Annotated in this window: 28 protein-coding genes; 15 read left to right on the forward strand and 13 right to left on the reverse strand. The window is 67.9% G+C overall.

Translation table 11 applies throughout. The annotated features are described in order from the left end of the window. Positions 1-128 precede the first annotated feature (128 nt). The 3 genes from KU887_RS25490 to KU887_RS25500 form a co-directional block, all read right to left on the reverse strand. On the reverse strand, positions 129-389 hold the full coding sequence (locus tag KU887_RS25490) for a hypothetical protein (RefSeq protein WP_006485063.1): 261 nt from the start codon (positions 387-389) through the stop codon (positions 129-131). 166 nt (positions 390-555) lie between these two features. Beyond that, the gene (locus KU887_RS25495; RefSeq protein WP_006485040.1) at positions 556-1,035 is read right to left on the reverse strand and encodes a hypothetical protein; all 480 of its coding nucleotides are present in this window, start codon (positions 1,033-1,035) and stop codon (positions 556-558) included. 223 nt (positions 1,036-1,258) lie between these two features. After that, positions 1,259-1,636: a hypothetical protein gene (locus KU887_RS25500; RefSeq protein ID WP_006485009.1), complete on the reverse strand. Its 378-nt coding sequence runs from the start codon at positions 1,634-1,636 to the stop codon at positions 1,259-1,261. Positions 1,637-2,125: 489 nt separating this feature from the next. On the opposite strand from KU887_RS25500, the gene KU887_RS25505 reads away from it, so the two are divergent. Further along, complete coding sequence (locus tag KU887_RS25505; RefSeq protein WP_006494334.1) at positions 2,126-2,479, forward strand: DOPA 4,5-dioxygenase family protein; 354 nt, start codon at positions 2,126-2,128, stop codon at positions 2,477-2,479. A 118-nt stretch (positions 2,480-2,597) separates the two neighbouring features. Next, positions 2,598-3,023 (forward strand): nuclear transport factor 2 family protein, encoded by a 426-nt coding sequence (locus tag KU887_RS25510; protein ID WP_258255872.1) that lies wholly within the window; start codon positions 2,598-2,600, stop codon positions 3,021-3,023. 59 nt (positions 3,024-3,082) lie between these two features. Here KU887_RS25510 and KU887_RS25515 read toward each other — a convergent pair whose 3' ends face one another. The 3 genes from KU887_RS25515 to KU887_RS25525 form a co-directional block, all read right to left on the reverse strand. Then, positions 3,083-3,703, reverse strand: a complete 621-nt coding sequence (locus KU887_RS25515; protein ID WP_006494332.1) for a hemolysin III family protein — start codon at positions 3,701-3,703, stop codon at positions 3,083-3,085. A gap of 208 nt (positions 3,704-3,911) precedes the next feature. After that, positions 3,912-4,118: a YbdD/YjiX family protein gene (locus tag KU887_RS25520; RefSeq protein ID WP_006480280.1), complete on the reverse strand. Its 207-nt coding sequence runs from the start codon at positions 4,116-4,118 to the stop codon at positions 3,912-3,914. A 12-nt stretch (positions 4,119-4,130) separates the two neighbouring features. Then, complete coding sequence (locus tag KU887_RS25525; protein ID WP_006485014.1) at positions 4,131-6,209, reverse strand: carbon starvation CstA family protein; 2,079 nt, start codon at positions 6,207-6,209, stop codon at positions 4,131-4,133. Positions 6,210-6,477: 268 nt separating this feature from the next. Here KU887_RS25525 and dapF point away from each other — a divergent pair, with 268 nt between their 5' ends. From dapF to KU887_RS25565, 8 genes are all read left to right on the forward strand, one after another. Further along, complete coding sequence (dapF, locus tag KU887_RS25530; RefSeq protein ID WP_069352742.1) at positions 6,478-7,290, forward strand: diaminopimelate epimerase; 813 nt, start codon at positions 6,478-6,480, stop codon at positions 7,288-7,290. Next, positions 7,287-8,171: an RNA polymerase sigma-70 factor gene (locus KU887_RS25535; RefSeq protein WP_060211052.1), complete on the forward strand. Its 885-nt coding sequence runs from the start codon at positions 7,287-7,289 to the stop codon at positions 8,169-8,171. Before dapF ends, KU887_RS25535 begins: the two co-directional genes overlap by 4 nt. Before the next feature lie 194 nt (positions 8,172-8,365). Then, the gene (locus tag KU887_RS25540; RefSeq protein WP_006485066.1) at positions 8,366-8,845 is read left to right on the forward strand and encodes a carboxymuconolactone decarboxylase family protein; all 480 of its coding nucleotides are present in this window, start codon (positions 8,366-8,368) and stop codon (positions 8,843-8,845) included. A 76-nt stretch (positions 8,846-8,921) separates the two neighbouring features. After that, positions 8,922-9,326 carry a cupin domain-containing protein gene (locus KU887_RS25545; protein WP_006485044.1) on the forward strand — a complete coding sequence of 135 codons (405 nt, stop codon included), beginning with the start codon at positions 8,922-8,924 and terminating at the stop codon, positions 9,324-9,326. A gap of 111 nt (positions 9,327-9,437) precedes the next feature. After that, the gene (locus tag KU887_RS25550) at positions 9,438-10,442 is read left to right on the forward strand and encodes a LysR family transcriptional regulator (protein ID WP_060266869.1); all 1,005 of its coding nucleotides are present in this window, start codon (positions 9,438-9,440) and stop codon (positions 10,440-10,442) included. Positions 10,443-10,647: 205 nt separating this feature from the next. Then, positions 10,648-11,403, forward strand: coding sequence for an SDR family oxidoreductase (locus KU887_RS25555; protein ID WP_012493629.1), 756 nt, complete (start codon positions 10,648-10,650; stop codon positions 11,401-11,403). A gap of 25 nt (positions 11,404-11,428) precedes the next feature. Beyond that, positions 11,429-11,944: an Ohr family peroxiredoxin gene (locus tag KU887_RS25560; RefSeq protein WP_006485024.1), complete on the forward strand. Its 516-nt coding sequence runs from the start codon at positions 11,429-11,431 to the stop codon at positions 11,942-11,944. Positions 11,945-11,984: 40 nt separating this feature from the next. Next, a complete protein-coding gene (locus KU887_RS25565) occupies positions 11,985-12,737 on the forward strand; it encodes an SDR family NAD(P)-dependent oxidoreductase (RefSeq protein WP_006485028.1) in 753 nt (250 codons plus the stop codon). A 56-nt stretch (positions 12,738-12,793) separates the two neighbouring features. Here KU887_RS25565 and KU887_RS25570 read toward each other — a convergent pair whose 3' ends face one another. The 3 genes from KU887_RS25570 to KU887_RS25580 form a co-directional block, all read right to left on the reverse strand. Next, positions 12,794-13,222 carry a PRC-barrel domain-containing protein gene (locus KU887_RS25570; protein ID WP_006485034.1) on the reverse strand — a complete coding sequence of 143 codons (429 nt, stop codon included), beginning with the start codon at positions 13,220-13,222 and terminating at the stop codon, positions 12,794-12,796. A 430-nt stretch (positions 13,223-13,652) separates the two neighbouring features. Next, positions 13,653-14,783, reverse strand: a complete 1,131-nt coding sequence (locus KU887_RS25575) for a 3-deoxy-7-phosphoheptulonate synthase (RefSeq protein WP_011694899.1) — start codon at positions 14,781-14,783, stop codon at positions 13,653-13,655. A gap of 191 nt (positions 14,784-14,974) precedes the next feature. Next, positions 14,975-16,291 carry a lipase family protein gene (locus KU887_RS25580; RefSeq protein ID WP_069352741.1) on the reverse strand — a complete coding sequence of 439 codons (1,317 nt, stop codon included), beginning with the start codon at positions 16,289-16,291 and terminating at the stop codon, positions 14,975-14,977. A gap of 404 nt (positions 16,292-16,695) precedes the next feature. Between KU887_RS25580 and KU887_RS25585 the strand changes: the two genes are divergently transcribed. Continuing rightward, positions 16,696-17,250, forward strand: a complete 555-nt coding sequence (locus tag KU887_RS25585) for a hypothetical protein (RefSeq protein WP_077189914.1) — start codon at positions 16,696-16,698, stop codon at positions 17,248-17,250. 55 nt (positions 17,251-17,305) lie between these two features. Further along, positions 17,306-18,571 (forward strand): hypothetical protein, encoded by a 1,266-nt coding sequence (locus KU887_RS25590; protein ID WP_059722178.1) that lies wholly within the window; start codon positions 17,306-17,308, stop codon positions 18,569-18,571. 43 nt (positions 18,572-18,614) lie between these two features. Here KU887_RS25590 and KU887_RS25595 read toward each other — a convergent pair whose 3' ends face one another. Continuing rightward, a complete protein-coding gene (locus tag KU887_RS25595) occupies positions 18,615-19,325 on the reverse strand; it encodes a YceH family protein (RefSeq protein ID WP_034203459.1) in 711 nt (236 codons plus the stop codon). A gap of 406 nt (positions 19,326-19,731) precedes the next feature. Between KU887_RS25595 and KU887_RS25600 the strand changes: the two genes are divergently transcribed. Continuing rightward, on the forward strand, positions 19,732-20,493 hold the full coding sequence (locus tag KU887_RS25600) for an SDR family oxidoreductase (protein WP_059722179.1): 762 nt from the start codon (positions 19,732-19,734) through the stop codon (positions 20,491-20,493). Between the two features lie 17 nt (positions 20,494-20,510). On the opposite strand, the gene KU887_RS25605 is transcribed toward KU887_RS25600, so the two are convergent. Genes KU887_RS25605 through KU887_RS25615 form a run of 3 tightly spaced genes read right to left on the reverse strand, consistent with a single transcriptional unit; the run spans position 20,511 to position 22,941 of the window. Next, positions 20,511-21,215: an MOSC domain-containing protein gene (locus KU887_RS25605; protein WP_062910175.1), complete on the reverse strand. Its 705-nt coding sequence runs from the start codon at positions 21,213-21,215 to the stop codon at positions 20,511-20,513. Then, complete coding sequence (locus KU887_RS25610; protein WP_012493634.1) at positions 21,212-22,108, reverse strand: dihydrodipicolinate synthase family protein; 897 nt, start codon at positions 22,106-22,108, stop codon at positions 21,212-21,214. The genes KU887_RS25605 and KU887_RS25610 overlap by 4 nt, the downstream gene beginning before the upstream one ends. Before the next feature lie 50 nt (positions 22,109-22,158). Beyond that, complete coding sequence (locus tag KU887_RS25615) at positions 22,159-22,941, reverse strand: aldolase (RefSeq protein WP_006494319.1); 783 nt, start codon at positions 22,939-22,941, stop codon at positions 22,159-22,161. Positions 22,942-23,075: 134 nt separating this feature from the next. Here KU887_RS25615 and KU887_RS25620 point away from each other — a divergent pair, with 134 nt between their 5' ends. Further along, entirely contained in the window at positions 23,076-23,618 is a 543-nt protein-coding gene (locus KU887_RS25620; RefSeq protein WP_006485051.1) for a helix-turn-helix domain-containing protein, read from the forward strand. Between the two features lie 31 nt (positions 23,619-23,649). Beyond that, positions 23,650-24,387, forward strand: coding sequence for a histidine utilization repressor (gene hutC, locus KU887_RS25625; RefSeq protein WP_006485039.1), 738 nt, complete (start codon positions 23,650-23,652; stop codon positions 24,385-24,387). The last annotated feature ends 50 nt before the right edge of the window (positions 24,388-24,437 follow it).

A 24,437-nucleotide genomic window follows, 5' to 3' on the forward strand; every position in this document is an offset into this window, starting at 1 on the left:
CGCCTTCGCAGCGGCTGGAATCGAAAAAGCGCCACGGAGTTCATTCGCTCCGTGGCGCTTTTTGTTTTGACGGACGCCGTGTGACGCGCAGCGCTTGCGCCCTGCGTGCGAGGCCCAGCGTCGGTTGCCTAGCTGCGCGACTCCGCCGCGGCGATCAGCTGCCAGGCGGTCGGGCCCGGATCGAGCAGCGGGTCGGACGGCGGATCGAGATCGTGCGGATGCGCTTCCTCAGACGGCAACGTCTGCGCTTTCGCAATGCCGATTTCGTCGCCGCATACGGTGCATCGATAGATGCCCGCCACCGTCACCTTGCTGCCCGGCGGCAGATTCTCGCTGAATGCGCGGCCACTTCCGCACGTGAAGTAGCCGCCGCTCCTGTATAGCGCCATCGCTCCTCCTGACCGAAACGAATGCGTTCGCGCCGACACGCATGCTCGTCGCAAACGCGAGGATGGATCGTCGTCCGGACACGCCGGGTTCCAGTCATGGCATTAGACGGCGCGCGGCCGCGCGATGGAATCGGACGCGTATGAAACACGGCCCGTGGGCAGCCACTCAATGCAGAACGGCCGGCTCCCGCATCTTCGCCGCGGCCTGCGCGACGAGCCCCGGCTGTTCGGCAGAGGCGAACGTGCAGACATGACGCCACAGCTCAGCCAGCCGATGCCGCGTGAGCGTCGCGACGCACGCGTCGTTCGCGGCGAGCACGCGTTCGAGTACCGCGCATTCGTCGTCGTGCAGCGTCCATGCCCCGCTTTGCGCGGCGCGCGCCACGCTCGCGTCCAGCACGCGCTCCGCGTCGACGCACAGGTCGATGGTCGCATCGGGAGAGACCGCATCGTCGAGCGCGAGGAACACCAGATACACGCTCGTGCGCAGCCGCATCAGCAGCGTTTCGCTCCCGTGCTCGCCGCGCAGCGCGACCAGCGCCATATGGCATTTCAGCGAGATGTCGCGGGCATGCGCGGGCGGCAGCGGCAGCAGCCATTCGCGCGTCAATGGCGGATGGCGACGACCTTTTCGGGCAGCCTTCATGATTCGCCCCCGCTCGCGGACACGTCGCCCTTCGCCGATCCCGGCCACGCGCCACGGCACACGACGGCGCCGCGGCCCGCGTCGCGCAGGGCGTTCGCCCGGCGTCGCATGCCGTGCACATCGGCGCGCCGTCGCATCGAGCCCACTTCCGGCAGCCTGCGTATCGCCGACGCACGCCACACGCCGGACAATCGGTTGGGGCATGCCATGATCGTCTCCTGCATCAAAACGTGTTCTCGCCCTTCAGGTAGTACGCGGTTTTCACGAAGAACGCCTTCACCGGATGGCCGGTCTGCGCGTCGCGGGCCGCCCGCGCTTCCATCGCGGCCTTCTCGTCGCGCCACCGGTCGGGCATCGGGTTGTTCACGCGCGCAAGGGCGCGCTGCATCGCGAGCGGATAGTTCTGGTTGCCGGCCGTCGTCGCGCGATAGCCCGCGCGCGTCATCTGCATCAACTGCACATCGGTCTCGGCACGCGCCGCCGACCAGGTCAACGGCGCGGCATGCGGGGTATCGCCAGCGCCGATCGACTGCGCAAAACCGACGGCAGGCAGCGCAACCAGTGCGCAGGAAAGAACAGCAACGGGAACGAGGGATCGCATAGTGGCCTCCAGATGGTTGTCTCCGCATCGATCCATCATCGATGCGTTGAAATCATCGTATGTCGGCCCGCATCCCGCTTGAATAGCCGAATCCGCAATTGTTATTTTCAGGTGCGGCATTCGGCGTGCGCACCGCGTCATTCGCGAATCCCGCCGGCATGGAATTTCTTTATTTCATTCAATGACCTGATCGGATTTTTAGCGACGATCCGGTGGGGCGCTCACGCCGCTCTTTCAATTTTCGAAATGACGTGTTGCCGGTGCGATGCCGGCCAGCGCGCCTGCCCGCAAGGCTCCGGCGTGATATCGCGCACGCGGATCGCGCCGAAACGATTTCAGCGGATCGGCCGATTCTCCTGATGCAGGACAAATCATCCGCATCGACTTGCCGGATCGAGACACGACGCAAGCGGCGAGGACGCGCGATAATCACGCATCGGTCGTTTCGCACGGCATCTCACGCATTTCCCTTTTTAATCGAGTCCCTCCATGGCTGCCCTCGACATTACCGCCATCGACAGCTGGCACGCGCACGTCTATTTCGATGCGGCGAGCCGCGACGCGGCCTGGGCGTTTCGCCAGGTCGTCGACGCGCGGTTCGGCGCGGTCATCGAACTCGGCCGCTTTCACGAACGCCTCGTCGGCCCGCATCCGGCCTGGTCGTACCAGATCGCGTTCGACGCCGCCCGATTCGACGACATCGTGCCGTGGCTCGTGCTGAACCACGGCGCGCTCGACATCTTCCTGCATCCGAATACGCACGACGAACTGCGCGACCATCGCGATTGCGCGGTGTGGATCGGCAAGTCGTATGCGCTCAATCTCGACGCGCTGGCCGGCTGAGGGCCGACGTCCGACCGCGTTCGCCGCGGCGGGGCATCCACGTTTCGGGGCGACGTGAAACGTCTCGCGACGGTACGCCCGTACAGTGGTTTCCGTGATCGACTTCCGGAAATCCGCCATGACACCCGCAGACACCGATGCCGACGCCCGGCGCATCCATGAAGACTGGCACGCCGCCGTCGTCGCCCGCGACCTCGACGCGCTGATGTCGCTGTATGCCGACGACGCGGTGCTCGAAACCCCGCTCGTCGTCGCCACGCTGCCCGCGCACGGCTCCGGCGTGCTGCACGGCAAGGCCGCGATCGGCGCATTCTTCGCGGCCGGCCTGCGCAATCCGGACAACCCGCTCGGGCGCTGGTACCGAAGCGGGCTGTTCTTCTCGAACGGTCGCCAGCTCGTCTGGGAATACCCGCGCGCAACGCCGGACGGCGATCAGGTGGATCTCGTCGAAGTGATGGATCTGCGCGACGGGGTGATCGCGCATCATCGCGTGTACTGGGGATGGGTCGGGTTCAGCGCGCTGCGCGGCGCCGCGCGTCGGTAGCGCCTACTCTGGCCGACGCGCCACGCACGCGGCGTCACCCGCTCGACGCCCCGCGCCGCTCACGCGACATACATCGCGACACTGACGAACTGGCACAGGCTGCCGGCCAGCACGAAAAGGTGCCAGATGCCGTGGCCGTGGCGAATGCGTTCGTCGTTGATGAAGAAGTAGATCCCCGCGCTGTAGATCACGCCGCCGGCCACGAGCCATGCGGTGCCGATCGGCGGCAGCGCATGGATCAGCGGACGCACGGCGACGAGCGCGAGCCAGCCCATCAGCACGTACAGGATCATCGACAGCAGGCGCGTGCGGCGCCCGAGCGTCAGCTCCTGCACGATGCCGAACACGGCGAGCCCCCAGCTCACGCCGAACAGCGACCAGCCCCACGGGCCGCGCAGCGTGACCAGCGTGAACGGCGTGTAGCTGCCGGCGATCAGCAGGTAGATCGCCGAATGGTCGCATTTCTGCAGGATCGCCTTCAGGCGCGGGTTGCGCACGCTGTGATACGCGGTCGAGATCGCGTAGAGCAGGATCAGCATCGCGCCGTACACGCTGAAGCTCACCACCTTGTACGGGTCGCCTTCGAGCGCGCCCATCGTCACGAGCGCGACGAGGCCGGCCACCGACAGCACCGCGCCGACGAGATGGGAAATGCTGTTGAAACGCTCACCGGCATGCACGACGTGTTCTCCTGCGGGGCCATCGGGAAAAGAGGGAGCCCTATGATACCGGCGGCCGGATATCGCCGTGCTGCGCCCGGGCAAACGGCTGGCGCGCGCCGTGCGAGGCGCGCCGCCGGCCCGCCAAAGAAAAAGCGCCGCGACATTCGTCGCGGCGCTTCCCTTTCGATCACCGGACCGATTCGTCAGGTGATTGCAACGGCCCGGTTCAGCAACACTTCCCGGCACCCGACCCGTAGCGCGCATTCTGACGCTCGCGGAAGAATTCCTCATACGTCATCGGCTCGCGGTCCGGATGGGTTTCGCGCATGTGCGCGACGTAGGTATCGTAGTCGGGCAGGCCGACCATCAGCCGCAACGCCTGCCCGAGGTAACGCCCCGCGCTGCGCAGGTCGCTGCCAAGATCGCTGAACATCGCGGCCTCCCCTTAACGTCCGCTGCCGAGCGCCTGCGCGGCCGGCATCGCTTCGTACGGCGTCTCGCGCACGGTCGGCTTCGACTCGCGGCGCGCACGCAGCACGGCGATCACGCCGTACACCGCGATCGCCACGACGACGAAGATGAACAACCCGGCCAGCGCCGCATCGATGTAGTCGTTGAAGATGATCCGCTTCATCTGCGCGATCGACTTCGCCGGCGCGAGCACCTTGCCTTCGTCCACCGCGGCCTGCAGCTTCGCGGCGTGCGCGAGGAAGCTGACCTTCGGGTTCGCGTCGAAAATCTTCTGCCAGCCGGCCGTCAGCGTGCAGATCAGCAGCCAGACGGTCGGCACGATCGTCACCCACGCATAGCGCTCGCGCTTCATCTTGAACAGCACGACGGTGCCGAGCACCAGCGCGATCGCGGCGAGCATCTGGTTCGAGATGCCGAACAGCGGCCACAGCGTGTTGATGCCGCCGAGCGGATCGACCACGCCCTGGTACAGGAAGTAACCCCACGCAGCCACGCACAGCGCGGTGGCGACGAGGTTCGCCGGCAGCGATTCGGTGCGCTTGAGCGCCGGGTGGAACGTGCCGAGCAGATCCTGCAGCATGAAGCGGCCCGCGCGCGTGCCGGCATCGACGGCCGTCAGGATGAACAGCGCCTCGAACAGGATCGCGAAGTGATACCAGAACGCCATCATCGCTTCGCCGCCGATCACCTGGTGCAGGATGTGCGCCATGCCGACGGCCAGCGTCGGTGCGCCGCCCGCCCGCGCGATGATCGTCGTTTCGCCGACGGCCTTGGCCGTCTGCGTCAGCATGTCGGGCGTCAGCACGAAGCCCCATTGCGTGACGGTGTTGGCGACCGCTTCCGGCGTCGAGCCGAGCACGGCGGCCGGCGCGTTCATCGCGAAGTAGATGCCCGGCTCGATCACGCACGCGGCGACCAGCGCCATGATCGCGACGAACGATTCCATCAGCATCGCGCCGTAACCGATGAAGCGCGCGTTGGTTTCGTTGTCGATCAGCTTCGGCGTCGTACCCGACGAGATCAGCGCGTGGAAGCCCGACACCGCGCCGCACGCGATCGTGATGAACAGGAACGGGAACAGGTTGCCCGACCACACCGGGCCCGTGCCGTCGACGAACTTCGTCAGCGCGGGCATCTTCAGTTCCGGTGCGACGACCAGGATGCCGATCGCGAGGCCGAGGATCGTGCCGATCTTCAGGAACGTCGACAGGTAGTCGCGCGGCGCCAGCAGCAGCCACACCGGCAGCACCGACGCGACGAAGCCGTAGCCGATCAGGATCCACGTGAGCTGCGTGCCGCTGAACGTGAACCACGCGGCGAGCGTCGGCGAATCGTGCACCTGCTGGCCGAACGCGATCGACGCCATCAGCAGCACGAAGCCGATGATCGACACTTCGCCGATGCGGCCCGGACGGATGTAGCGCGTGTAGACGCCCATGAACAGCGCGATCGGAATCGTCGCGGCGACGGTGAACGTGCCCCACGGCGAATTGGTCAGCGCCTTCACGACGATCAGCGCGAGCACCGCGAGGATGATCACCATGATCAGGAACGCGCCGAACAGCGCGATCACGCCGGGCACCGTGCCGAGCTCCATCTTGACGAGATCGCCGAGCGAACGGCCGTCGCGGCGCGTCGAGATGAACAGCACGATGAAGTCCTGCACCGCGCCGGCGAACACGACGCCGGCCAGGATCCACAGCATTCCGGGCGTGTAGCCCATCTGCGCGGCGAGCACGGGGCCGACCAGCGGCCCGGCGCCGGCGATCGCGGCGAAGTGATGGCCGAACAGCACGTACTTGTTGGTCGGCACGTAGTCGAGGCCGTCGTTGTACTTGACCGCCGGCGTCATCCGCAGCCCGTCGAGCTGCATGACCTTGCTGGCGATGAAACGGCTGTAGAAGCGATACGCGATCAGATACACGCAGACTGCGGCGATCACGATCCAGAGGGCACTGACGCGCTCGCCGTGCGCGAGTGCGATCGTGCCGAATGCGAACGCGCCGAGTAGCGCGACCGCGATCCAGAGCAGGGTACTGGAAGCCCGATTCATGGCGTCTCCTGGTCTCCAATGTGTTTTTGAGTGGATGCGGCGAGGGCCGAACCCGCGTGACGTCGATGCGTCGTGCCGCAGCCTCGCGGAGACTGCGGCGATGGGCCGTAGTATTCCGCGCGACGGGGGCCGCTTACAAGCGGACAACTACGTATGACGATCTACGTAGAATTACGTAGATCGTTGGCGCGTGCGCGCCATCGGGCGACGATTGCCCGCGACCGGCGAGCCACGTACAGTATTTGCCTGCCTCCATTCCGGAATCCCCATGCCGATCGCATTTCAGAAGATGAACGCGAATGGCGATGACTTCGTCATCGTCGACCTGCGCGGTCGGAAACACGATCGCGCGCATCCCGTCGACGGCGACCTCGCGCGGCGCATGGGCGATCGGCATCGCGGCATCGGCTTCAACCAGCTCGCGGTGATCTCGGACGGCGACGACGCGGCCGCGCGCGTCGCGTTCTGGAACCCCGACGGCTCGGCGCTCGATACCTGCGGCAGCGCGACGCGCGGCGTCGCATGGAAGCTGATGCGGGAAACCGGCGCGGCGTCGATCGTGCTGCGCACGAATCGCGGCCGCCTGCATTGTTCGCAGGATGCGGACGGGCTGATCAAGGTCGAGATGGGCGCGCCGCGGCTCGGCTGGCAGGACATACCCTTCGCCGAAGCCGCCGACACGCTCGCGCTGCCGCTGCCGGGCACGCCGGCCGCCTGCAGCATGGGCAATCCGCACTGCACGTTCTTCGTCGACGATCCCGACACGCTCGACGTCGCCGCACTCGGCCCGGCGATCGAAGCACATCCGCTGTTTCCGCAGAAAACCAACGTCCATTTCGTGCGGGTCATCGATCGCACGCACATTCGCCTGCGCATCTGGGAACGCGGCGGCGGCGTGCCGCTCGGTTCCGGTTCGTGCTCGTGCGGCGCGGTGGTCAACGGCATCCGGCGCGGGCTGCTCGACGATACCGTGCGGGTGACCTGCGACGGCGGCGACGTCGCCGTTCACTGGGACGGCGCCGGCAGCGTATTCCTGAGCGGGCCCGTGACGGTCGGCTTCAGCGGAGTGTGGCCGTCATGACCGACGACGCACAAACCTTCCACGCGCTGCGCCCGCGCCTGCAGAAGATCGCGTACCGGATGCTCGGCTCCGTCGCGGATGCCGAGGACATCGTGCAGGACGTGTGGCTACGCTGGCACGACGCGGCGCGCGACAGCATCGAGAACGCCGAGGCGTGGCTCGTCGCGGTCACGACGCGCACGTCGATCGATCGCCTGCGCGCGGCGAAGATCCGGCGCGAGCACTACACGGGTATCTGGCTGCCCGAGCCGGAGCTCGGCGAATCGCCCGCGACGCCCGAGGAAATGACGGAGCGCGCGAGCGACGTATCGGTCGCGTACCTGCTGTTGCTCGAACGGTTGACGCCGGAAGCGCGCGCGGCGTTCCTGCTGCACGAAGTCTTCGAATTCGACTACGACCGGATCGCCGACGCGATCGGCAAGACCGAAGCCGCGTGCCGGCAGCTCGTCAGCCGGGCCCGCGCGCGGCTGCGCGACGACACCCCGCCGCGGCACGCGGTGCCGCATGAAACGCATCGCCGGCTGCTGCAGACGTTCACGCATGCGCTCGCGCAAGGCGACTTCCCGTCGATCCAGGCGTTGCTCGCCGAAGACGCGATGCTGATCGGCGACGGCGGCGGCCACGTCCAGAGCTTCCCGAAACCGATGGTCGGCGGCCGGCGCATCGCTCAACTGTTCTATGCGACGTGGTTGCGCTGCGGCAGCGGCGTCGAGATGCGGCCGGTCGTGCTGAACGGCGAGTGGGCGATGCTGCGCTTCATCGACGGACAACTCGAATCGGCGATGTCGTTCGACACCGACGGCACGCGCATCGGCCGGATTCTCGTGCAGCGCAACCCGGAGAAGCTCGCCCGGATCGCGAGCGCCTGCGCCGCCGGCTGACGCGCGCATCGCCGCGCGCCGGCGCCGGCCGCGCTCGCCGTCGAGCCCGGATTGGTGCAGCGCGCGCAACACGATGCGTCCCTGTACGTGGCTACCGCGCCCCGGTGCACACTCCTAAGATGATTTCGCGCGGCGCCCTGCCGCCCACGACGCCCGCGCAACGCGGGCCAGCCTCTTCGTCGCCAGGAGAAATCATGACGCAGCGTCTCAACTACATTCAACAGTCGCCCGAGCTGTTCCGGAAATTCCTCGAACTCAGCAACCTGCTGCGCAACAGCGCGATCGAGGAATCGATCCGCGATCTCGTGTCCGTCCGGGCGTCGCAGATCAACGGCTGCGCGTTCTGCCTCGACATGCACGTGAAGGAGGCGCGCATCCACGGCGAGCGCGAGCTGCGCCTGCATCATCTTGCGACGTGGCGCGAATCGACGCTCTTCTCGCCGCGCGAGCGGGCCGCGCTCGCGTGGACCGAAGCGCTGACGACACTGCCCGCGCACGGCGTGCCGGACGACCTCTACGACCGTGTGCGCGGCCAGCTCTCGGAAAAGGAATTGTCGGACCTGACGTTCGAAGTGATGGCGATCAACGGCTGGAACCGCGCGAATGTCGCGTTCCGGACCGTGCCGGGCTCGTCCGACAAGGCCTTCGGTCTCGACAAGGCCAATCTCGCCTGACGGCCGCGCCCGACGGCAGGCCACGCCCCTCCCTCGCTGCCGGCCGCCGGCCGGCGGCCCACCGGAAGCCACCACCATGATTCGCATGAAACACGTGCTCGCGGCCGCACTCGTCGTCGCGGGCGCCGCGACCGGCGTCGCCCGAGCGGCGCCCTCGGCCATCGTCACGCCGCTGATGACGAAGCCGCTCGACGCGTACCCGGGCAAGGAAGCCCTGATGATCTCGGTCGAGTATCCGCCCGGCGCGGTCGACCCGGTCCATCGCCACCACGCCGACGCGTTCGTCTATGTCGTCGAGGGTTCGATCGTGATGCAGGTGAAGGGCGGCGAGCCCGTCACGCTGAAACCGGGCCAGACCTTCTACGAGGGCCCGAACGATCTGCACACGGTCGGACGCAACGCGAGCCGGACGCGGCCCGCGAAGTTCATCGTGCTGCTGTTGAAGGACAAGGGCGCGCCCGTGCTCGTGCCGGAAAAATAACCGGCTCGCACGCCGCCGCGCCCTTTTTTTGAAAAAATGCGGCGGGCGGTGTCACAGGCGGCAGCGCTGAACCGTCTAGTCGCATACGGACACCACGATTCCAGCGCCCCCATGCCCGACACCTCCATTCGCCGCCCCGATGCCGACGATCCGTTCGCGCGCAGCTTCTCGACCTGCTATGCCGGCGTGGTCACGTTCCTCGCCGTCGTCACCGAGGGCAGCTTCGCACGCGCGGCCGATCGCCTCGGCGTCGGCCGCTCGTCGGTCAGCCGCCACGTGCAACGGCTCGAGGACCGGCTCGACGCCCGCCTGTTCCAGCGCACGACCCGCAGCATGTCGCTGACGCGCGAAGGCGAGCTCTTCTACGAAAACTGCCGGCCCGGCATCGAGCACCTGGCGCAGGCGCTCGAGGACATGCGCGAGCTGCGCAGCGGGCCGCCGAGCGGGCACCTGCGCATCGGCTCGACGCCCGGCTTCGGCCGCAAGGTCGTCGCGCCGCTGCTGCGCGATTTCCATGCGCGCTATCCGGACATCACGCTCGACCTGCTGTTGAACGACCGGCCGGCCGATTTCTCCGCCGACCGCATCGACGTCGCGTTTCGCGACGGCCGCATGGAGGACAGCGCGATCGTCGCGCGCCGGCTGATTCCGATGCAGATGATCGTCTGCGCGTCGCCGTCGTACGCGCACCGGCACGGCCTGCCGCGCCACGTCGACGACCTCGCGCGACATCGCTGCATCAACCTGTGCACCGCATCGGGCCGCGTGACGGAATGGGAATTCAGGATCGACGGGCTGACGCAGCAGCGCCAGCTCGCCGCGCATCACACGTTCAACGACATCGATCTCGTCGTGCGCGCGGCGCTCGACGGCCTCGGCATCGCGCAACTGCCCGCGTACCAGGTGTGCGACCTGCTCGCCGACGGCCGGCTGGTGAGCTGTCTCGGCCAGCACGCGCCGGACGACGGCGGCCACTATCTCTGTTACCTGAGCCGCAAGCACCTGCCCACGCGCATCCGCGTGTTCATTGACTACATGATCGAACAGACGCGTGCGCGCGACCTGCAGTGCCTGACGACGATGACGACGATGGCGCCGCTGGAGGCCGTCGATTGATGCATGCACGACAACACGGTGAGGGCCTGCCGGACCCTACCGGATCGGGCGGCGCATGCCTACGATGCAGGCTGTTCGACACGCATCCGGATCCGGCAAGGCGCCGTTCGGCAAGGTCCGGGCCCGATCGCGCGAACGCGATGAGCGCCGGTTTCGGCAGATTCAAGCGGCGCGCATGTCGCGCGCCCGTTCAAGGAGAGCAATCGTGAAAATCGTCGTGATTGGTGGTACCGGCCTCATCGGCAGCAAGGTCGTCAGGAACCTGATCGCACGCGGCCACGACGCGGTGGCGGCGGCGCCGTCGACCGGCGTCGATACGATCACCGGGGCGGGACTGGACGACGCGCTCGCCGGCGCGGAGGTCGTGGTCGATCTCGCGAATTCGCCGTCGTTCGAGGAAGCGGCCGTGAAGGCGTTCTTCGAGGCGTCGGGGCGCAACCTGTTCGCCGCGGAGCGCGCGGCCGGCGTGCGCCATCACGTCGCGCTGTCGGTGGTCGGCACGGACCGGCTGCAGCAGAGCGCATATTTCCGCGGCAAGATCATCCAGGAAAACCTGATCCGCGAAGCAGGCGTGCCGTACACGATCGTGCGCTCGACGCAGTTCTTCGAATTCGTCGGCGCGATCGCGCAGGCCGGCGCGCAGGGCGATACGGTCCGGTTGACCACCGCGCACTTCCAGCCGATCGCATCGGACGACGTCGCGGCCGCCGTGACCGACTTCGCGCTCGACGCGCCGCGCAACGGCATCGCCGAAATCGGCGGCCCCGAGCGCGTGCGGATCGCCGATCTGGTCGAGCGTTTCCTGTCGGCGACGCACGACGCGCGCACGGTGACGCGCGACGCCAGCGCCGACTACTTCGGCGCGGTGCTGCAGGACGACACGCTCGTGCCGGCAGCCGGTGCGCGCCTCGGCGCGACGACCTTCGACGCGTGGTTCCGGCAGAACGCGCTCGCGCGCTGAACGCCACCGCCGGATCACGCACGCCATGACGCCGCTGCGCCCGCCGCCGCTCTCGCTGCTCGACCGGTATCGCGGACGAGAACCGCAGACGCTGTACTCGACGACGGTGACCGTCACGGGCGGCGCGGCGGAGCATGGCCGCGCATCGGGCGTCGCGCGTTCCGACGACGGGCGGCTCGATGTCGAGCTGCGCCTGCCGTCCGCGCTCGGCGGGCCCGGCGACGGCCCCAATCCGGAGCAGTTGTTCGCCGCCAGCTATGCGGCGTGCTTTCATGGCGCGCTGAGCCTGCTGGCCGCACGGGCGGGGGTGTCGATCGCCGGTGCCTCGGTGTCCGCATCGATCGACTTCTGCCGCGATCCGATGGACGGACTGTTCATGCTGAACGCGAACATTCGCGTGCGGCTGCCGGGCGTCGAACGCGCGGTGGCGGAAGAACTCGTCCGCAACACCGAGCGTTTCAGTCCGTATACGAAGATGGCGCACGAAGGGATCAGCCACGTGGTGGCGCTGGCGCCGACGGACGATGCGCACGAACGCTAAACGGCACGCACGTTCAACCCATCATCTTCACGAGAAAGTCATGCAGTCATTCGACAACAAGGTGGTCCTCATTACCGGCGGCGGCGCCGGCATCGGGCTGGCAGCGGCCGTCGCGTTCGCACGCGAAGGTGCGCGCGTCGTCATCACGGGCCGCCGCGAAGATGCGCTGTCCGCCGCCGCGCGCAGCGCGCCCGGTATCGACTACGTGGTCGCGGACGCCGGCGATCCGGCCGATGCCGCGCGCACGATCGACGAAGCGGTCGCACTCGCGGGGCGGCTCGATGTGCTGGTCAACAATGCGGGCGCAGGTGCAATCCTGCCGCTCGGGTCGGCTACCTTCGAAGCGATCAGCGCGATCTTTTCAGTCAATACGCTCGGACCGTCGATGCTCGCGACCGCCGCATTGCCGCATCTGAAAGCAGCCCGCGGCAGCATCGTCAACGTGTCGAGCACGTTCGGACACAAGGCCGCTGCGCTGCTGTCGCACTATGCAGCGAGCAAGGCCGCGCTCGAGCATCTGACGCGCTGCTGGGCGCTCGAGCTCGCATCGGCGGGCGTACGCGTGAACGCCGTCGCGGCGGGCCCGACGGAAACGGACTTCCTGTCGGAACGGATGAAGCTGTCGGCGCCCGACATCGAAGCAATCAAGGCGCAGGAGCGCACGCGCATTCCGCTTGGCCGGCGCGGCGAGCCCGCGGACGTCGCGAACTGGATCGTGTCGCTCGCGTCGCCGCTGGCGGCATGGATGACGGGGCAGGTGATCACGGTCGACGGCGGACTCGACGCAACCTGACCGTCGCGAGAACGCGCGGCACGCGACGTACGACGCGTGCCGCGCGAAGGGGCAAATCAGTGCTTTTCGTCGAGCTTCTTCGGCTTCGGCGGCGACGGCACCTTCGCGTACTGGAACGCCGGCGTGGCCTTCAGCGCCTCCTTCGTCGCGCCCGGCAGGTAGATGTTGCCGTTGCGCACGTCGAGCGACGCGATCGGCACCGCGACGTCGTGCGCGGCCACGCCGAGGAAGCCGCCGGCCGACACGATCGCGGCCGACACCGAGCCGTCCGGCGCGACGATCAGGTCGCGCACCTTGCCGACTTTCTGGTTCTCGTCGTTGTAGACGGTCTTGCCGAGCACGCTCTTCTTCACGCTCCAGCCTTCGAGCAGCGCCTGCGATTGCTCGACGGTCACGCTGATGGGCTGCGCGCCCGCGATCTGCGCATGCGCGCTGACGCTCGACGCGAGGACGGTTGCTGCGATGAGGGTCTTGTAGAACTTCATATGCGTTGCACTCCGGTTCGGTTGTTGTGGATTCCGGGAACGAAGCGGCGCGGGCGCAACGGCTGATCGGTACACACCCAGCGAATGGACACCCCACAGATGGCCGCCCCGCGGATGGCCGCCCCGCGCTTCGTCGGTCGCATGGCGGCCGGCCGCGCCGCCATTGCGTGTGTGCGTGGCGGACCGGCATGGCCGGGCCGCAGCGTGCAACACGGAGTTCATGGTAGCGGCAATTGGCGGATCGTGCGTTCGGCGTGCGACGTGGCCGGTGGGGCAAACCGGATCAGGATCAAGGACCACGCAGAACAGCGGGGCGCGCGGCGCGAAAATAAAGGCGCCGCGGCCTGTCGATCAGGACGCCGTCGCTGACGCGCCGCCGATCGTCGCAGCGCCGCGAATGACGCGGCGGGCGCCGGGACGCGACGCGGTATCACGCATTCCGCGAATACACCCTGCGATGCCGCACCGCCTCCGCCAGCACGTCGAGCACCGGCTCCGTCTGCGTCCAGCTCAGGCACGCATCGGTAATCGACACGCCGTACTTCAGCGGCACGCCCGGCTTCAGGTCCTGCCGCCCGGCTTCGAGATGGCTTTCCACCATCACGCCGACGATCCGGTGCTCGCCCTGCCCCAATTGCCGCGCGAGATCCTGCGCGACCTCGATCTGCCGCTCGTGCGACTTGTTCGAGTTCGCATGCGAGCAGTCGACCATCACCTGCTCGCGCAAGCCGGCCTTGCGCAGCACCGCGCAACTCGCTTCGACGTGCTCCGCATCGTAGTTCGGGCCGTTCTTGCCGCCGCGCAGGATCACGTGCGCATCGTCGTTGCCGCGCGTCTCGAAGATCGCGGCCATCCCCATCTTCGTCATCCCCATGAACGCATGGCTCGCGGCCGCGGCGACGATCGCGTCCGACGCGACCTGCACGCCGCCGTCCGTGCCGTTCTTGAAGCCGATCGGGCAGCTCAGCCCCGACGCGAGCTGGCGATGGCTCTGGCTCTCGGTGGTGCGCGCGCCGATCGCGCCCCACGCGATCAGGTCGGCGATGTACTGCGGGCTCAGCAGGTCGAGGAATTCGGTCGATGCGGGCAGGCCGAGCGCGTTGATGTCGAGCAGCAGTTGCCGCGCGGCGCGCAGCCCTTCGTTGATGCGGAAGCTGCCATCCAGGCGCGGATCGTTGATGTACCCCTTCCAGCCGACCGTCGTACGCGGCTTCTCGAAGTACACGCGCATCGTGATCAGCAGGTCGTCCTTCAGCGCGTCGGCGGCGACCTTCAGCCGGCGCGCGTAATCGAGCGCCTGGTCGTGATCGTGGATCGAGCACGGGCCGACGACGAGCAGCAGCCGGTCGTCGCGGCCGTGCAGGATGTCGCCGATCGCGCGGCGCGTATCCTCGACGAGCGTCTGCGTGGCGGCCGGCACCGGCAGCTCGTCGAGCAGCAGCGCGGGCGAAATCAGCGGACGCACGGCGCCGATGCGGACGTCGTCGATGCGGGTGGTGTCCTGCGTCGCGTCGGCGCTGCCTACCTCGCGATCGTGGGAAGGATTGTCGAGGTTCTGCATGGTGATTCTCCGGGGGACGTCTGTCTGGAATGATGGGCAGGCTCGATTATGGCACCCGGACGAGGTGGCAGCGGGGTACGGCGACGCAGTGCGGGCGGCGGCCGCGGCAGTCACGCGACCGACGTCAAACGAGACAAAAAAGGCGACCCGTAAAAGGGTCGCCCGCCGTTCGCCGCGTTGCGCGGCAGCGGCTAGTGCAGCGTCTCGGGCGCGAGCGAATTGCTCGGCAGCAGCGACGTCAGCCAGCAATTGTTCGGCGCGGCTTTGCCGTTGAAGCGGTCGTAGAGCCACGGCAGCATGCCGGCCACCCACGGCACGATCGCGCCCGCGTGTTCGAGCGGATACTCGGTGTACGTGACCGCCGTGCCGCTCGCGCAGAATTTCTGCGCCAGCGCGCGCACGTCGTACGCGAGCATCACGCCGTCGCCTACCTGGCTGCCGAACGTGCCGTCCAGCGCGCCCGCGGTGCCCTGGCCGATGAACATCGGGATCGTCGGCGACGCAGCCAGCCCCGCATTCACCTTGTTCGCATAGGTGACGTACACCGGAATGCTGTTGATGTCGTTCGCGTATTGCGGCTTGAACAGCGTGCCCCAGCGCAGGCCCGTGTACTTCGGCAGGATGTACGCGAGCGACTGGCTCTGGATGTCCTTGAACACGGCGACGCCCGTCTCGCTGAGGTACGGCGTCAGGTCGAAACCGTAGCCACGCGACAGCCCGGCCAGTGCGGCCGCGGCGACGCCGCCCCACACGATGCTGCCGTCGACGTAACGCAGGTTGTGCGCCGGATCGACCAGCACGCCGCCTTCCGCCGCACCGACGAGCTGCCGGTTGACGTCGGGCGCATAGCTCGGCGCGAGTTGCGCGGCCCAGTTGGTCGCGATCGCGCCGCCGGAATAGCCGATCATCGCGACCTTGCTCGACGGACTCAGCCCGGTCGACGGCGTATTGAGCGCGGCGCGGATCGAATCGAGCGTCGTCATCCCGTATTCGGGGCCGGCCGCGAAATCGGCCGTCTGGCCCTCGGTATCGGGCACGATGACGTTGTAGCCGAGCAGCAGCAGCGTCGCCAGCGGAATCGATTCCGCGCTGTACAGCAACGTGCCGACGTTGATCACCTTGGTCACGTCGCGGTCGCCGGCGATCACCTGCGACGGTTCGTCGTACGGGTTCAGCGAATCGTAGGCCGACTGGTACGAGATCGCCCGGCCGTTGCTGACCGGGCTGCGGATCACCGACGTCACGTTGACGACCGGCTGGTTCAGCGCGTTGTGGGTGCGATACAGCAGCTGCTGCGCGGTCACCGCGGTCGGCATGCCGGCCACGTGATAGGTGACGTTGCGCGTCTTGACCACGGTGCCCGGTGGAACCGATGCCAGCGGCGTGGTGCCGGTGTATGTGTAGAACGGATCGGAAACGGCCGGTGCGGCGGCGCCGGCCGGCGGTGCGGCGACGGCCAGTGCGGCCGACACCGCGGCCGCGGCCATCATGAAACGTCTGGAGGACATGGGTGGAGGCCCCTGGGATAACCTGCTTGCATCGAAGGAAATTCGGCGGTGTTGCAGACCATCTCGATTGCCGCTTCAACGGCGTTTCCGTGCCATCGACTGTCTCCTGTAAGTGAATGATCCGGTTTGTTCCGATTCTGTAATTTGGTAGGACTGCAAAGCTGATTCATTGAAGCACAACGCGAATGCGTTCGAGATGCGTTTTCGACTGTTTGAAGGTAAACGTCTAAACCGGCTTGCCACGCGAGGCGAGCGCCCCGGCCGTTCGGCCGAATGTTCGCGTTCGAGCGAAGTACCGTACGATCATGGCTGTCCGATAGCGAGGCGGCCCGTCGTGCCACGTCGGCCGCGCCGTGCACCGCCTGCCCGTGACCGATCGCTTCCTGCTCAACCGACACGCCACGATGACCGTCTCCGAACTGCTCCGCGCCATCCGCCAACCCTATGCCGACCTGCTCGCGAAAGCGGCCACGCAACCGGCGATCGTCGTCGAACCCGCCTACCGGCGCGCCGACGGCACGCTGGCCACCGAAGGCCCGCTCGCGCTGCCGTGCCGCGCCGACACCATCGCGACCGAGGGCGAGGCGGCCGGCCAGCCCGCGATGGTCGATTCGGCCACGCAGCTGGATTTCGAGCCGTTCGCCTTCGAACTGGAAACGGCGGCCGTGTCGATCCAGCCGTTCGTGTGGGACTGGGCCGCGGTCGAAGCCGACGGTCTCGACGAAAGTACCGCGAACGATGCGTTCAAGACGTGGTTCCTCGCGTGGTTCGACGCGGACGACGAGAACACGCCGGCCGAGGACGGGCTGCACGGCATCGTTCACTACCTGTCGGAACCGGTTCGCACGGAACAGGGCTGGCGCATCCACGCGGATCTCGGTTCCGCGCCGGAGACGGCCGTCGAGGATCTGCTGTTCCGGCTCGTCGACGCGGGCGCGACGCGGATCCGTGTTGGTTGATATGCACCTTCATCGTTCCCCCATCCTCATGAAAACCACCCGGTTATCGCCGTTGATGCGCCCGTTCTTCCGAAGCGCGTGCGTCCTGATCGCACTGCACGCGGGCTTTGCGAATGCCGCGCCGCGCACCGTCTATGAAGGGACGCTGCAAGGCGCCGGCACCGTCGTGATGGAACTCGACGATCGCCCGGCCGCGGACGGCACGATCTCGGGTCGCTATTTCTACGCGCAGTTCGGCGTCGATATTCCGCTGCGCGGCAAGCCCGCGCGACTCGTCGAGCCGCTCGTGCGCACGCAATTGCCGGACGATGCGCGCTCCGCGCCGGAATACAGCGACAAGCCCGATTTCGATCATGGGGCGGCCACCTGGCAGGGCACGCGGGACAAGGACGGCTATCGCGGCCGATGGACCGATGCGCGTTCAGGCAAGACACGTACCTTCGCGTTGCGCCGCGTGGCGGCATACGATCCCGACTCGGTTGCGCCCGGCTCGGTCGAAGCCGTCACCGCGCTCGTGGCGGGCGGTGTCGGCAGCGGCATCGCCCGCGGCGCGGACATCGACATGCAGCACGCGCCTTACGCCGCGTTGAAGCTCGCCGGGCATGCGCAGCCGGTCGGCCCCGAGGTTGGCGACGGCACGGTGGCGTACCGGATGTGGCGTGACCCGCGCACGGTGCTCGCGTATCCGCGACTGAGCCGTCATCCCGATCCAACCGTGATGGCGCGCGTCAACCATCTGCTCGAACAGCGGCACTGGCAAATGAGTCTCGCGGCGCTCGAATGCGCGTCGACCCGCTATACCGACGACGGCCCGGCCGCCGGCACGCTCGGCAGCTACGACGACGAGCGCGTGACGGTCACGTGGCTGTCGCGTGCGGCACTGGGCATCGTGGAAGCCGGCAGCACGTACTGCGGCGGCGCGCACCCGGCCAATCACTACGATCCGGTCACGTTCGACCTGCTGCGCGGTGCGTATCTCGACTGGAATCGCGTAATCGATGCGGCCGCGCCGGCCGACGACCGTGAATCGGCAACGAGCGCCGCGATGGTGAAGTTCATTGCGCGGCTGCGCGACGAAGCCGCACCGGGCAACCAGCCGACGGACGGCGACGGCGATTCGCTGTCGTGCGCCGACGTGTTCCCGCAGTATCTGGCGTTCGAACTCGATGCACCGGGCAAGCTGTCGTTCGTCGTATCCGGCATCGGTCACGCAATGGGTGCCTGTCTCGGCCCGCAGCTCGACGCGCCGTTTGCCGCGCTCAAGCCGGTCCTGAGACCGGGCGGCGCGCGCTACCTCGTCCCGGGCGTCAAGCTGAAGTGACGCGGCGGTGCGCGCGCACCGCCGGCACTGCATCAGGAAGCGATCAGGACGCGTCGCCCGGCGTGTCGACGTCGATGCCGAGTTCGCTCGCCATCCGTTGAACCAGCGCATTCAGGCGCGTCACTTCGTCCGCAAGGCGCTTCTGTTCGGCCTTCAGCGCCTCGAATTCGGAAGGCGGCACCGAATCCGCGCCGCCGCCCGCATCCGCGCTCGCGAAGTCGGCCATGTTCACCTCGCCGCACATCAGGTGCATCCAGCGGTTCTCGCGCGCGCCCGGTGCACGCGGCAGCCGGACGACGAGCGGCTGCGCACGCGCCGCGAGTTCGTCGAGGAACGCCTCGACCGACGAGATATCCGCGAAGCCGTGCAGGCGCGCGCTGTTCAGGCGCAGCTCGGCGGCCGTCTGCGGGCCGCGCAGCAGCAGGATCGTCAGCAGCGCGATCGCCTGGCTCGGGATGCCGAGCACGCGGTTCATGTTGTGTTCGAAACGCGGCACGCGGCTGCTGCTGCCCTCCATCACGAGGCTCAGGTGCTTCAGGCCGTCGAGCGCGGTCGTCACTTCGTCCTCGCTCACGTTCATCACCGGCGCGCGCGCGGTTTTCTGGTTGCAGCCCGCGGTCAGCGCGTTCAGCGACAGCGGGTAGGTATCCGGCACCGTGTGCTGTTTCTCGACGAGCACGCCGAGAATGCGGGCCTCGAGGGGCGTGAGTTCGCGAAGGGCGCGGGGCGTGGGCGTATCCGGCGTGGTGTTCATGAGTGACATCGCAGCGTGCAGCAGGTGAAGGGAAACGGTCGCGGCCCGTCCGGCATCGCGCACGGGCGAGCCATATGATAGCTCGCGACGCTCGGCCCGGCGCCCTTGGCGCAGCAGCGTGCGGACTTGCCGCAGCGGGCTTTCGTCGGACGTAGCGGCGCGCGCGATAGCGTGCGGCGCAGCGCGGCGATGCGCGTGCGCGGCACCGCAGCTTCATCCTTCGCGCGCGCCGGGCGTTTGCGCGATGCGCATGCCGGCGCTACGATAGACGTTCATCCCGATATCAGCGGCGCCGCACACGACCGCCTTCACACGTCGACACCACGCAGCACCCGCGTTGAATGCGCTGCCGCCGTGCCTGCGCGCCGCTCGTCAAACCCGTTCACCCCCTCACCGGTTCACCACCATGACTGCATCTTCTTCCGCACCCGTGCGCGCCATCGTCACCGGACACACCCGCGGCGTCGGCGCGGCGCTCGCCGAACAACTGCTGCAGGAAGGCATCGCCGTGCTCGGCGTGTCGCGTAGCCGTCATCCGTCGCTCGCGTCACGGGCCGGCGAGCGCTTGACCGAGGTCGAACTCGATCTGTCCGACTCGAAGACGATCGCGAGCTGGCTGGCCGGCGACACGCTGCGCCGCTTCGTCGACGGCGCGTCGCTCGTGCTGCTGTTCAACAACGCGGGCATCGTCGATCCGATCGGCCCGCTCGCCACGCAGGACCCGGCGATCGTCGCCCGCGCGGTCGGCCTGAACGTCGCCGCGCCGCTGATGCTGTCGGCGGCGCTCGCGCAGGCCGTATCGGCCGCGACCGAATGCCGGATCGTGCACCTGTCGAGCGGCGCGGCCCGCAACGCATATGCGGGCTGGAGCATCTACTGCGCGACCAAGGCCGCGCTCGATCACCATGCGCGCGCGGTCGCGCTCGACGCGAACGGCGGGCTGCGCATCTGCAGCGTGGCGCCGGGCGTCGTCGATACGGGCATGCAGGCCACGATCCGCGCGACCGACGAAGATAATTTCCCGATGCGCGAGAAATTCGACCAGTTGAAATCGAGCGGCGCGCTCGCGACGCCCGAGGCGACCGCCCGGCAACTGATCGGCTATGCGCTGAGCGACGCATTCGGTACCGAGCCGACGGCCGACGTGCGCAACCTGCCGACGCAGTAAGCGTCGGACGCGGCCCGTCATCCTTCGAGCCGCTTCGTCCAGTCCTCGACCTGCCGCGCCGTCCGGCGTTTTTCCAGCATCGCGCGCCAGCCGGGCGGCAGCAGCGGCACGTCGCACAGCGCATCGAGCGCGGCCATGTCGAGCGTGCGGCGATACAGCACGTCGAGCACCGTCGACAGCGGCCACTGCGGGTAGCGGCGCTCGTGCAGCGCCAGCACATCGCCCGCCGCCACCCAGCCTTCCTGCAGCACGCGGTAGTACCAGCCGGTCCGGCCGCTGTGCTGCACGAGCGCCGCCATCCGCGGATGGTCGAAGCGTGCGTTGAGCTTCCAGCATGGCTGCCGCGACTGCGAGACCTGGAGCACCGCGCCGCCCAGCGTGAACACGTCGCCGAGACACACGTCGTGCTCGGTGATGCCGCGCGTCGACAGGTTCTCGCCGAACGCGCCGGGCCGGGCGAGCACGTCGCGTGCGCCGATCTGCCCGGCCCACCACGCATAGTGATCGTGCGCGTAGTGGTGAACGGCCTTGTCGGGGCCGCCGTGATGCCGCGCATCGGCCTGCTCGTCGCCGGCAAACCCGAGTGCGCCCAGCCACAGGCGCGCATCCACCGGCTGCTTGTCGATCGCGCTCGCGTGCGGCGTACCGGCGAGCGGCCGGCTCGCGCCGATCCGCACCGCGCCGATGGCCGCCGCGATCGCCGGCCGCGCGTCGCCGCTCATGCCGCCACACCGTCCGGCAGCGCCGCGAGCAGGCGCTCGAGTTCGCGCGTGCGTGCCTCGCCGAGCGGCAGCAGCGGCCGCCTCGGTTCACCGGCGTCGAAGCCGCGCAGCCTCAGCCCGGCTTTCACGGTCACCGGCAACCCGCCGTTGACGATGAACTGCAGCAACGGCAACTGCGCGTGAAAAACCGATCGGGCGCGCACGAGGTCGCCCGTGCGCATCGCGTCGAACAACGCGAGCGGCAACGCGGCGTTGAGATTCGGCGCGGCCGTGCACCATCCTGCCGCGCCCGCGGCCAGCGCGGCGAGCGCCATCGGATTGCTGCCGTTGTAGAACGGGATCGTCCCGTCGCTCAATTGCGCGAGCCGGTGCATCCGGCCGATGTCGCCGGTGCTCTCCTTGACCATCGTCACGTTGTCGACGGTCCGGCAGATCGTCGCGATCAGCTCGGGCGACATGTCGACGCCGCTCGTCGCCGGGTTGTTGTACAGCATGATCGGGATGCCGATCGCGTCGCCGATCGCACGATAGTGCGCGACGATCTCGTCGTTGCCGAGCTTCCAGTACGACACCGGCAGCACCATCACCGCATCGGCGCCGGCCTGCTCGGCGAAGCGGGCGCGGCGCACCGCGCCCGCCGTGGTGAGATCCGAGATTCCGACGACGGTCGGCACGCGCCGGCGCACCGCGCGAATCGACGCGATGGCGACGGCCTCCCATTCGGCATCGGACAGGTAGGCGCTTTCGCCGGTGCTGCCCAACGGCGCGATCGCATGAACGCCGTCGGCGACCAGGCGTTCGATCAACGCATCGAGCGCGGTCAGGTCGACGCCGCCGTCGGCGGAGAATGGCGTGACCGGGTAGGCAATGATGCCTTTCAGCAGGATGGACACGATATGCATTCCTCAATGATTGTCTGGCGAAGTGGTAACGATGCGCCGATTCACGCGACGCAATCCTGATGCGTACGCAATGCGCGGCGCGCGTAGTAGTCGAACGTCACCGCATCGCGCTTCGGCTTCGAGATCCAGTCGTGCGCTTCACGCGCCAGGGCCGGCGGCACCGGCTTGATCTCGCCGGCCGACATCGCGAGCAGTTGCAGTTTTGCCGCGCGTTCGATCAGCAGCGCGAGGATGCATGCCTCCTCGATCGTCTTGCCGACCACGAGCTGCCCGTGATGCGACAGCAGGATCGCGCGCTTGTCGCCGAGCGCCTTCGAGATGATCTCGCCCTCCTCGTTGCCGACCGGCACGCCCGGCCAGTCCTTCAGGAACGCGCAGTCGTCGTACAGCGGGCAGGTGTCCATGTGCGACACGACGAGCGGCTGCTCGAGCATCGACAGCGCCGCGACATGCGCCGGGTGCGTATGGATGATGCAGTTCACGTCCGGGCGCTCGCGATAGATCCACGTATGGAACCGGTTGGCCGGGTTCGGAATGCCTTCGCCATCGACGACGTCGAGATCCTCGTTGACGCGCAGCAGGTTCGCGGCCGAGATCTCGTCGAAGCCGAGCCCGAGCCGCTGCGTGTAGTACGTGCCGGCCGCATCCGCGCGGCAGGTGATCTGCCCGGCCAGGCCCGAGTCGTGGCCGGCGTCGAACAAGATCCGGCACGTCAGCGCGAGCTTTTGCCGCGCGGACCAGCCGCTGTCGCCCACCGCGTTGTCCAGACGCCGCTCCGCCAGCGCGACCAGCGCTTCCTTCGTCAAATTCAGCGTTTCCGCCATGTTCGCCTCCTGAATGGACCGGGCCTGCCACGCCGTCCGCGGCCGTTTCCCCGGTCACACGCGACACACGATACACCGAATGACACTTTGTGTCATGCGTTACAATCGGTTTTTCGAAGGACACCTGGCGCCCCATGACGATTCGCCTGAAGCTGCTCAGAAAACAGAAGGGCTGGACGCTCGACGTGCTGGCCGACGAGACGGGCCTCACCAAGAGCTACCTGTCGAAGGTCGAGCGCGGCCTGAGCGTGCCGTCGATCGCGGTCGCGCTGAAACTGTCGAAGGCGCTGAACGTCGACGTCGAGCAACTGTTCTCGGAAAGCCGCAACCGCGAGCTGATCACGGTCACGCGCGCCGGCGAGCGCACCGCGATGGGCGCGGCGGCCGACCGCCACGCGCACCGCTTCGAGAGCATCGCGGCCGGCGTCGCGCCGAAGAAGATGCTGCCGTTCGTCGTGCATCCGCCGCACGAATTCGTCGCGTCGACGTTCCGCGAGCACGAAGGCGAGGAATTCCTGTTCGTGCACAAGGGGCGCGTCGAAATCGAATTTCCGAACGAGACGGTGCAACTCAGGGCTGGCGATTCAGTCTATTTCAACGCACTCATCCCGCACCGCACGCGCAGCCTCGGCACCGCGCAGGCGGAGATCCTGGTCATCGTCAGCCACGACGACTAGCCTCGTCACTTCTTCGCGCAAGGATCTTCCGATGGTCACCAAGGCCACCGCACCGTTCCAGCAGATCAAGACGCTCGTTCGCCAGAACGTCGAGTCGGGCGACTGGCGCCCCGGCGACCGCATCCCGTCCGAGCTCGACCTCGCCGCGCAGTTCGGCGTCGCGCGCATGACGGTCAACCGCGCGCTGCGCGAGCTGACCGAGGAAGGCGTGCTGAAGCGCATCGCGGGCGTCGGCACCTTCGTCGCCGAGGTGAAGCCGCAGTCGAACCTGCTGATGATCGCGCACATCCGCGACGAAATCCGCGCACGCGGGCACGAATATCGCTGCCGCGTGCTGAGCCGGTCGAGCGAACCCGCGTCGTTCGACGTCGCCGCCGCGTTCGGCCTGCCGGTCAACACGCCGGTCTTTCACGTGGTGTGCGTGCACGAGGAAAACGGCCGCCCGATCCAGCTCGAGGACCGCTACGTGAACCCGGCCGCCGCGCCCGGCTTCATCGACCAGGATTTCGAGGCCGAGCCGCCGTCCGAGTACCTGTACAACAACGTGTCGCACTACGAACTGGAAATCGAGCACGTCGTCGACGCGTCGCTGCCCACCGGCGAGCAGGCGCGGCTGCTCGACATGCGCGCCGACGAGCCGTGCCTCACGCTCACGCGGCGCACGTGGACGGACGGGCTGCCCGTCACGTTCGTGCACTTCCTGCATCCGGGCAACCGCTACCGGCTCGGCTCGCGCTTCAAGCCGGGCGCGGGGCGCCACCCGACCTGATCCTTCGGCGCACGCACGCCCCCGAACGCACGGCGGCCGTTTCGTCATGA

Source organism: Burkholderia sp. EMB26, from assembly GCF_024730645.1.
Classification (GTDB): Bacteria; Pseudomonadota; Gammaproteobacteria; order Burkholderiales; family Burkholderiaceae; genus Burkholderia; species Burkholderia cenocepacia.

Coding starts and splice junctions, on each gene's coding strand:
- KU887_RS25595 (WP_034203459.1), bottom strand. CDS start 19,325: ATGAACACCACGCCGGATACGCCCACGCCCCGCGCCCTTCGCGAACTC.
- KU887_RS25615 (WP_006494319.1), bottom strand. CDS start 22,941: ATGGCGGAAACGCTGAATTTGACGAAGGAAGCGCTGGTCGCGCTGGCG.
- KU887_RS25505 (WP_006494334.1), top strand. CDS start 2,126: ATGGCTGCCCTCGACATTACCGCCATCGACAGCTGGCACGCGCACGTC.
- dapF (WP_069352742.1), top strand. CDS start 6,478: ATGCCGATCGCATTTCAGAAGATGAACGCGAATGGCGATGACTTCGTC.
- KU887_RS25545 (WP_006485044.1), top strand. CDS start 8,922: ATGATTCGCATGAAACACGTGCTCGCGGCCGCACTCGTCGTCGCGGGC.
- KU887_RS25580 (WP_069352741.1), bottom strand. CDS start 16,291: ATGTCCTCCAGACGTTTCATGATGGCCGCGGCCGCGGTGTCGGCCGCA.
- KU887_RS25535 (WP_060211052.1), top strand. CDS start 7,287: ATGACCGACGACGCACAAACCTTCCACGCGCTGCGCCCGCGCCTGCAG.
- KU887_RS25550 (WP_060266869.1), top strand. CDS start 9,438: ATGCCCGACACCTCCATTCGCCGCCCCGATGCCGACGATCCGTTCGCG.
- KU887_RS25500 (WP_006485009.1), bottom strand. CDS start 1,636: ATGCGATCCCTCGTTCCCGTTGCTGTTCTTTCCTGCGCACTGGTTGCG.
- KU887_RS25620 (WP_006485051.1), top strand. CDS start 23,076: ATGACGATTCGCCTGAAGCTGCTCAGAAAACAGAAGGGCTGGACGCTC.
- KU887_RS25540 (WP_006485066.1), top strand. CDS start 8,366: ATGACGCAGCGTCTCAACTACATTCAACAGTCGCCCGAGCTGTTCCGG.
- KU887_RS25520 (WP_006480280.1), bottom strand. CDS start 4,118: ATGTTCAGCGATCTTGGCAGCGACCTGCGCAGCGCGGGGCGTTACCTC.
- KU887_RS25570 (WP_006485034.1), bottom strand. CDS start 13,222: ATGAAGTTCTACAAGACCCTCATCGCAGCAACCGTCCTCGCGTCGAGC.
- KU887_RS25525 (WP_006485014.1), bottom strand. CDS start 6,209: ATGAATCGGGCTTCCAGTACCCTGCTCTGGATCGCGGTCGCGCTACTC.
- hutC (WP_006485039.1), top strand. CDS start 23,650: ATGGTCACCAAGGCCACCGCACCGTTCCAGCAGATCAAGACGCTCGTT.
- KU887_RS25590 (WP_059722178.1), top strand. CDS start 17,306: ATGCGCCCGTTCTTCCGAAGCGCGTGCGTCCTGATCGCACTGCACGCG.
- KU887_RS25510 (WP_258255872.1), top strand. CDS start 2,598: ATGACACCCGCAGACACCGATGCCGACGCCCGGCGCATCCATGAAGAC.
- KU887_RS25585 (WP_077189914.1), top strand. CDS start 16,696: ATGACCGTCTCCGAACTGCTCCGCGCCATCCGCCAACCCTATGCCGAC.
- KU887_RS25565 (WP_006485028.1), top strand. CDS start 11,985: ATGCAGTCATTCGACAACAAGGTGGTCCTCATTACCGGCGGCGGCGCC.
- KU887_RS25600 (WP_059722179.1), top strand. CDS start 19,732: ATGACTGCATCTTCTTCCGCACCCGTGCGCGCCATCGTCACCGGACAC.
- KU887_RS25495 (WP_006485040.1), bottom strand. CDS start 1,035: ATGAAGGCTGCCCGAAAAGGTCGTCGCCATCCGCCATTGACGCGCGAA.
- KU887_RS25605 (WP_062910175.1), bottom strand. CDS start 21,215: ATGAGCGGCGACGCGCGGCCGGCGATCGCGGCGGCCATCGGCGCGGTG.
- KU887_RS25575 (WP_011694899.1), bottom strand. CDS start 14,783: ATGCAGAACCTCGACAATCCTTCCCACGATCGCGAGGTAGGCAGCGCC.
- KU887_RS25490 (WP_006485063.1), bottom strand. CDS start 389: ATGGCGCTATACAGGAGCGGCGGCTACTTCACGTGCGGAAGTGGCCGC.
- KU887_RS25560 (WP_006485024.1), top strand. CDS start 11,429: ATGACGCCGCTGCGCCCGCCGCCGCTCTCGCTGCTCGACCGGTATCGC.